The following is a 6,984-nucleotide window of genomic DNA, read 5'->3' as shown; positions in this document are numbered from 1 at the left end:
CCGCGGGGTCGAAGGGCGCCGCCTCCGCGATCGCGGGCGCGGTCTCGGGCGCAGCGCCCGCCCTGCTCGGGGCGGTGGCCGGCATCGTGGCCTTCGTCGCCTGCGCGCTCGCCGTCGCGCAGCTGCTGAGCGCGCTGTTCGGCTTCTGGGACGACGCGGCCTCCAAGCAGGGCCTCGAGGGGCTGCCGCCCTACATCACCTACGAGATGGTCGAGGCGGCGCTCGAGTGCCAGGAGGAGTACGGGCACCCGGCGGGCTGCACCATCGCGCAGATCATCCAGGAGTCCGGCCAGGGCGACCGCATGAGCCAGCTCGCAGAGCGCGACCACAACCTCTTCGGCATGAAGTGGTGGTCGGGCTACGCGGGCTGCCCCGAGGTGGCCGGCAAGGCGAACTGGGCCACCAGCGAGGAGTACGTGCCCGGCGAGCACACCCAGATCACGGCGAGCTTCATCCGCTTCACCGGCGACGCCGAGTGCATCCGCTTCCGCAGCAGGGTCTTCCTGCAGGCGGAGCGCTACTCGGGCAACGCCCTCATCCGGGAGGCGATCGAGAGGCACGACTCGGACAGGATGGCCGAGGGGCTCAAGGACGCCGGCTGGGCGACCGACTCGTCCTACGTCGAGTCCCTGAAGTCGATCATGGCGCAATGGGGCCTCTACCGGCTCGACTCCATGACGGTCGAGGACCTGAAGGACTCGACCGCGAACGGGAACGCGATCGTCGAGGCGGCGTACAGCCAGCTCGGCGTGCCCTACGTGTGGGGAGGCTCGACCCCCGGCAAGGCGCTCGACTGCAGCGGGCTCACGCAGTACTGCTACGCGCAGGCGGGCATCCGCATAAGCCACTACACGGGTTCCCAGTACGAGGAGCTCAGGCGCATACCGCTCTCGGAGGCGAAGCCCGGCGACATCCTCTACCGCTCGGGCCACGTGGCCATCTACATCGGCGACGACAGGTACATACACGAGCCGCGAACGGGCGACGTGTGCCGCATAGCGAGCGGCATCGGCAGCTTCAGCTGCGCGCTCACCGCGAGATAGGAGAAACCAATGCAGGGAAAGTCAAGGGTCATGGCCGCCGTCGCGGCAGGCGCGCTCACCGTGGCGCTCGGCGCGGGCGCGGCGCGCTGCGCCATCGCCCCGCAGGAAGGCGCGCAGGATAGTCCCCAGGAGCAAGAGCAGCCCGCGGCTGCAGGCGCCGACGCGGCGACCGGGAAGGCCGCCTCGGGCGCCGAGGCGCTCTGGAACACCGCATGGACGGGCGCCGACGACCCGACGGCCACGCTGCGGATCGTCGAGGGCGCCATGGTGGAGAGCGCGGGCGGCACCGAGCGCGCCTGGTTCTTCTCGGCCGAGGAGCCCTCCGAGGCCGGCGGCGTGCTCAGCGTGCCCATCGAGGTCAAGGGAACCGGCGACAAGGCGGGAGGGCTCTCGCTCATCCAGGTCTCGGGCGACGGGGACGCCCGCACCCTGGCATGCGACCTCCTGACGCAGGCCTACGTGCCCCAGAAGGCGCAAGACGGAGCGTTCTCCGTGACCGGCACCGACGACCGCCTCTCCGAGGCGCTGGGCGCGGATGCCGCCGCCATCGAGGAGGCCGTCGCCGGGAAGGCGGCGGAGGTGTCCCCGCAGGCGGCGGGAGCCACCTGGGACAAGGAGGTGTGGCTCGACTACGCCGGGAACGTCGCGTCGACGACCTTCACGCTCGACGACCCCGCCTCGACGGTGGTCACCGTGGTCTCGCGCGGCGGCTCGCTGGAGGCGATGTAGCCGTGCGGGCGCTCAAGGCGCAGCGCCGCAGGGCGTTCGCCGTCTCCGCCGCGGCGGCGTTCGCCCTCTGCGCGCTCCTGCTCGTCCCCGCGCAGCCGGCATACGCCGACATAGCCGGGGACGTCAACGATTGGCTGTGCGGCCTTCTGCGCGACTGCTGCAACTGGATGTTCAAGGCTCAGACGGGCGTGCTCGGGTCGATCGGCGCGAACGGGATCCTCTCGGCCGACTTCGCGCACATGCTCACGAGCTCGAGCGACCTGACCATGCACGACGTCGCCCGGGGCGTATGGCAGGTTGCCATCCTGCCGATCGGGTGCGGGGTGCTCGGCCTGGTCTTCACCCTGAAGCTCATCGAGATCTCCCAGCGCATGGACGGCAGCCAGAGCCTTCCCGGCGTCAAGGAGGTCGTTTTCCTCCTCGTGTTCTTCGCCGTGTTCCTGTTCCTCATACAGAACAGCTTCGACCTGATGGCGTCGATCTACGAGGTCTGCGGGCTCGCCATCGACCGAGTCGAGGCGCTCTTCGGCGCCGGAGGCGCGCTCGACCTGCCCGAGGTGTCCGTCGTCACCACCGACGACGACGTCCCGTCGCTCATCGCCATGCTCGTCGTGAGCCTCATCAGCTGGGTCGTGGTGCTGGCGGCCTACGTCGTCGCCCTCGTGGTCTGCTGGGCCCGCGCGCTCCAGCTCTACATCATGGCCGCGTTCGCCCCGATCCCGCTGGCGTTCCTCGGCATGGACGCCACGCGCCAGATAGGCCTTGGCTACCTGAAGAGCTTCGGGGCGGTCTGCATCGCCGGCGTCATCATCCTCGTGCTGCTCATATCGTTCCCGCTCGTGCTCGGCGGGCTCACCGGGGCGAACCCCGGGACGGGCACCCCGGCCGACGCGGTCGCGAACGGGCTCACCTACGCGCTGCAGTACCTGGCCATGTGCGTGCTGCTCATCCTGGCCCTCGTGAAGAGCGGCTCCTGGGCGCGCGACATCGTGAGCGGCTTCTAGCGGAAAAGCGAGGAAGGGGGCGGTCGCCATGAGATAGGGGCACCGCGCCGGGGCACGCGTCCCGGCGGATGAAGACAAGGACCGATTGAAAACGAAAAGGAGGAAAGACATGGAAGAGAGGAAGAACGTGTACCTCTCGCTGCACAAGAGCTTCGTGCGCGAGGGCATCGAGTACACCGACCGCGCGACCGGCGAGACCAGGACCTTCAACTCGGCGACCCTTCCCAAGGGCACCGTCGTCGACGGCGTGGACGTGGGAGGCTACGAGTTCAGCCCCATGTTCGTGAACGAGAGTCGCTTCAAGGGGGCCGACTTCCGGGACATACCGCTGCTCGCGAACCGCGAGGTGTGGCTGAGGAAGACGGTGATGGGCCCGGACGGCCAGCCCGAGCTCGACGAGGACGGCCGCGCGGTCAAGGACACCGTGAAGGTCATGCCCGCGCAGCTCAAGGAGGCCGTTGACGCAGGGCGCTCGCGCTACCTCGCGGAGCGCGCCGAGCACGCCCGCCAGGCGAGCCGCGCCGCCGAGCACGAGGCGCCCCGCGCACAGCGAAGCGTCGAGAGATAGGGAGGCGGAAAGATGAACGCAGCGAAAGACTGCACCCTGCAGGAAAAGCTCCTCCGATGCGCCATGGCGCTCATCCTGGCGGCGGGGGCGCTGCTCGCCTCCGTGGCGGCCTCGCCCGCCTACGCCGCGCCGAGCACGGTAGACGTGTCCATCGGCGGCAAGATCCCCTACGGCGGCTTCGCCACCACGTGGATGAGCGCCGACGGGAACATCGCCTACTGCGCCGAGCCCTCGTCCCCGACGCCCGCGCCGGGCTCCTACTCGACGAGCCCCGTGCCGAGCGGCGACGTGACAGCGGCGATCTGGTACTCGTTCGGCTCTCCCGGCTTCGACGCGTCGATGTTCCCGGGCAGCTGGTACGACGGCGGCGGCTGGGACGACGCGAAGTACGCCGCGGCGAGCCATGTGCTCATCGCCTACGCCTACTCTGGGTCCGAGTCGGCTGCCACGCACGGCACGAGCGCCGAGTTCGCCTCCTGGGCGAAATCCGAGCTGATCGGCGGGACCTTCGCCAAGATGAAGGCGGGCGCCGGCAAGGTATCCGCCGGGTTCGAGGCATTCTGCGTCAGGACCGGCGGCGGCTCTCAGACGCTCGTGAGCTTCAGCTGGTCCACGGGCGGAGTCAAGGTCGCCAAAACGGACTCCGAGGCGGGCGCGGAGCCCCAGGGCGACGCCTCGCTCGACGGCGCGAGCTTCTCCGTCGTTAACGAGACCGGCCGCTACGTGCTGGTCGGCGGCAAGTACTACGCCGACGGCGAGGTATGCGCCACGATAAAGACCGCGCCCGAGGACGGGTCGCACGTCGCCGCGACCGGCGCCGACACCCTCCCCGCGGGCAATTACCGCATCGTCGAGTCCGGCGCGCCCGAGGGCTACGACGCCAGCGACGCCTCCGTCACGTTCACCGTGAAGGCCGACGAGATGCGCGACCTCACGGGCGACCCCGTGACCGACGAGGTCTTCCGCGGCGGCGTGCAGGTGACCAAGTCCGACAAGGAGCTGCAGGCGTCCGAGGCGCTCGCGGGCAGCGGCCACAAGGAGGCGCCTGGCGAGCACCCCGGCCTCGACGGGATCGAGTTCACCGTCACGAACCGCTCGGCGCACAAGGTCCTCGTTGACGGCGAATGGCGCGAGCCGGGCGAAGCCGTGGCCACGCTGACCACCGCATGGAACGACGAGGCCGGCGCCTACACCGCGCAGACCGCGGCCGACGCACTGCCGTACGGGACCTACGACGTGCGGGAGACGGCGACGAACGGGAGCTACCTGCTGACCGACGGCGAGCCCCGCACCTTCGAGGTCCGCACCGGCGGCGAGATCGTGAGCGCCTCCGCGGACGGCGCCGCGCTCGAGTTCCGCGACCAGGTGGTGCGCAACGACCTCGAGCTCTCCAAGAAGAGCGAGTCCGACAACGCCGGCCTCATGGTCCCGTTCGCCATCGAGAACGCGGCCACCGGCGAGACTCACGTGCTGGTCACGGACCGCAACGGCGACGCGTCGACCGCGAGCAGCTGGAACAGGCACTCGAGGGACACCAACGCCAACGACGCCCTGCTCGGCCATGAGGGTCCGATCGAGCCCGCCGAAATGGACCCGAAGGCCGGCATCTGGTTCTCGCTCGGCGAGGACGGCTCCTCGGCGCCGGTCGACGACTCGCTGGCGGCCCTGCCGTACGGCGCCTACACCATGACCGAGCTGCGCTGCGATGCCAACGAGGGCCTCGAGCTCATCACGAGGAGCTTCTGGGTCGATCGCGACTCGACGGTCGCGAAGGCCGTGTGGATGGGCCTCGACGACCAGGAGGGCCCGCGCATCTCCACCACGGCAAAGGACGGGGCGGACGGCGACAAGGACGTCTCGGCCGACGCCGAGGCCAAGGTCGTCGACACCGTCGCCTACGAGGGCCTGAAGGCCGGCGAGGAGTACGAGCTCTCGGCCACCCTCGTCGACAAGGCGACCGGCGAGCCCGTGGCCGACGCCTCGGGCGTGCCCGTGGAGGCCAAGGCCGAGTTCGCCCCCGCGCTCTCGACCGGCAGCCAGGACGTCGAGATCGCCTTCGACGCGAGCCTGCTCGGCGGCCGCGACCTGGTCGCGTTCGAGAGCCTACGCAAGGACGAGGCCGAGGTGGCGTCGCACGCGGACCTCTCCGACGAGGGCCAGACAGTCCACGTCGCCGTCGAGGTGGGCACGCAGGCGGCCGACGCCGCCGACGGCGACCAGGTCATCGAGGCCGGCAAGGCCAAGGTCATCGACACGGTGGCCTACAAGGGCCTCGTCCCCGGCGAGACCTACATCGCCGTGGGCACGCTCATGGACAAGGGCACCGGAGAGCCGTTCCTCGACAAGGACGGCAACGAGGTGACCGCGCGCACGCCCTTCGAGCCCGAGGCACCCTCCGGCACCGTCGAGGTGACCTTCGAGTTCGACACCGAGGGCCTGGCCGAGGGAGACGAGCTCGTCGTCTTCGAGAAGGTCCTGGACTCCGCCGGCAACGTCGTGGCGGCCCACGAGGACATCGACTCCGCCGAGCAGAGCGTCGTCGTGGACAACCCCGGCACGCCCGAGGTCCCCGAGGAGCCCTACGCCAAGACCGGGGCCGACGCCCCCGACGGCACCGGCTACGCCGTGGCCGCGGGCATCGCTCTGGCAGCTGCGGCGGGTGCGGGCGGGGCGCTCGCGTACCGCAAGCGCAAGACGGCCGGCGCAAGCAAGGACGCGGCAGACGAAGAGCCGGAAGAGTAGCGGCGCCGCATCGATACCGAACCGGAGGCCCTGGGCGCTCGCCCGGGGCCTCCCCTGCGAACGGGGGAGGACATGAACAAAGGGAAAGCCGCCACGGCGCTCGCCATTGCCGTGGCGTTGCTGGCGATGGGGGCGCTCGCCGTCCTGCCGCTGTCCGAGAGGAACCCTTACGAGGTGCACGAGGTGCCTACTGCGGAAGAGGACGCGACAATGGAGGCTCAAGAGACGGGAGGCGGCATCGACTGGGACGCCCTTCCCGCCTCCGTCGTCGCTTGGGTGCGCGTGCCGGGCACGACCGTCGACTACCCGATCGTCCAGGGCCGGCCCGAATCGCCCGACTTCTACCTCACGCACGACGCCGGCGGCGAAAGATCCGCGTGGGGCGCTCCCTACATAGATGCCGGGTGCGCGCAGGGTGCCGAGAGCCCGCTCGTCATCGTCTACGGGCACCACATGTCCGACGGCACCATGTTCGCGCCGCTCGCGCAGTACTCGTCGCGCGACTTCGCCGAGGGGCACCGCACCATCCGGATCTACACCCGCGAGAAGGCGATCGAGCTCAAGGTCTTCGCGGCCGACGTGGTCGACGCGAGCTCGGAGGGCAAGCGGACCGACTTCGCCGACGCGGCGGAGCTCGCCGCCTACCTCGGGGACAAATTGTCCCGGTGCGAGGTCGTCCTGGAAGAGCCGGCGGACATCGCGCAGGCCTGGGCCTTCGTGACGTGCAGCTACCAGACGAGCAACTCGCGCACCGTCGTCTACGCGAAGGAGGTGGAAGGATGGGATTCGCGCCCTTCGGAATAGGGCTCCTCATGGGGCTCCTCGCGCTCACGGCCTACGCCTGCTGCGCAGCCGGCGACGACGACCGGGACTAGCCGTGGGAAATCGAAATCGCACA

Annotated in this window: 6 protein-coding genes; all 6 read left to right on the top strand. The window is 70.0% G+C overall.

Translation table 11 applies throughout. The features are described from left to right. Nucleotides 1-1,043 (top strand): NlpC/P60 family protein (locus tag DW178_RS10845; protein ID WP_199669307.1); only part of this gene is annotated, 1,043 nt, incomplete at its 5' end. A 9-nt stretch (nt 1,044-1,052) separates the two neighbouring features. Further along, the gene (locus DW178_RS11465; protein ID WP_194075074.1) at nt 1,053-1,772 is read left to right on the top strand and encodes a hypothetical protein; all 720 of its coding nucleotides are present in this window, start codon (nt 1,053-1,055) and stop codon (nt 1,770-1,772) included. Nucleotides 1,773-1,774: 2 nt separating this feature from the next. Next, on the top strand, nt 1,775-2,776 hold the full coding sequence (locus DW178_RS10835) for a VirB6/TrbL-like conjugal transfer protein, CD1112 family (RefSeq protein WP_199669306.1): 1,002 nt from the start codon (nt 1,775-1,777) through the stop codon (nt 2,774-2,776). A gap of 109 nt (nt 2,777-2,885) precedes the next feature. Continuing rightward, a complete protein-coding gene (locus DW178_RS10830) occupies nt 2,886-3,344 on the top strand; it encodes a DNA gyrase (RefSeq protein WP_073293310.1) in 459 nt (152 codons plus the stop codon). A 12-nt stretch (nt 3,345-3,356) separates the two neighbouring features. After that, nucleotides 3,357-6,086, top strand: coding sequence for a VaFE repeat-containing surface-anchored protein (locus tag DW178_RS10825; protein WP_096227024.1), 2,730 nt, complete (start codon nt 3,357-3,359; stop codon nt 6,084-6,086). Nucleotides 6,087-6,158: 72 nt separating this feature from the next. Then, the gene (locus DW178_RS10820; protein ID WP_071128194.1) at nt 6,159-6,890 is read left to right on the top strand and encodes a class B sortase; all 732 of its coding nucleotides are present in this window, start codon (nt 6,159-6,161) and stop codon (nt 6,888-6,890) included. Nucleotides 6,891-6,984 lie beyond the last annotated feature (94 nt).

It is taken from the genome of Eggerthella sp. AM16-19 (genome assembly GCF_003474385.1).
Classification (GTDB): domain Bacteria; phylum Actinomycetota; class Coriobacteriia; order Coriobacteriales; family Eggerthellaceae; genus Senegalimassilia.
The sequence above is the reverse complement of the archived record's forward strand: the minus strand, read 5'-3'. Positions and strand labels throughout refer to the sequence as shown.

Bases quoted from the DNA above. Each gene is read 5' to 3' on its own strand.
- DW178_RS11465 (WP_194075074.1), top strand. From the start codon at position 1,053: ATGCAGGGAAAGTCAAGGGTCATGGCCGCCGTCGCGGCAGGCGCGCTC.
- DW178_RS10830 (WP_073293310.1), top strand. From the start codon at position 2,886: ATGGAAGAGAGGAAGAACGTGTACCTCTCGCTGCACAAGAGCTTCGTG.
- DW178_RS10825 (WP_096227024.1), top strand. From the start codon at position 3,357: ATGAACGCAGCGAAAGACTGCACCCTGCAGGAAAAGCTCCTCCGATGC.
- DW178_RS10820 (WP_071128194.1), top strand. From the start codon at position 6,159: ATGAACAAAGGGAAAGCCGCCACGGCGCTCGCCATTGCCGTGGCGTTG.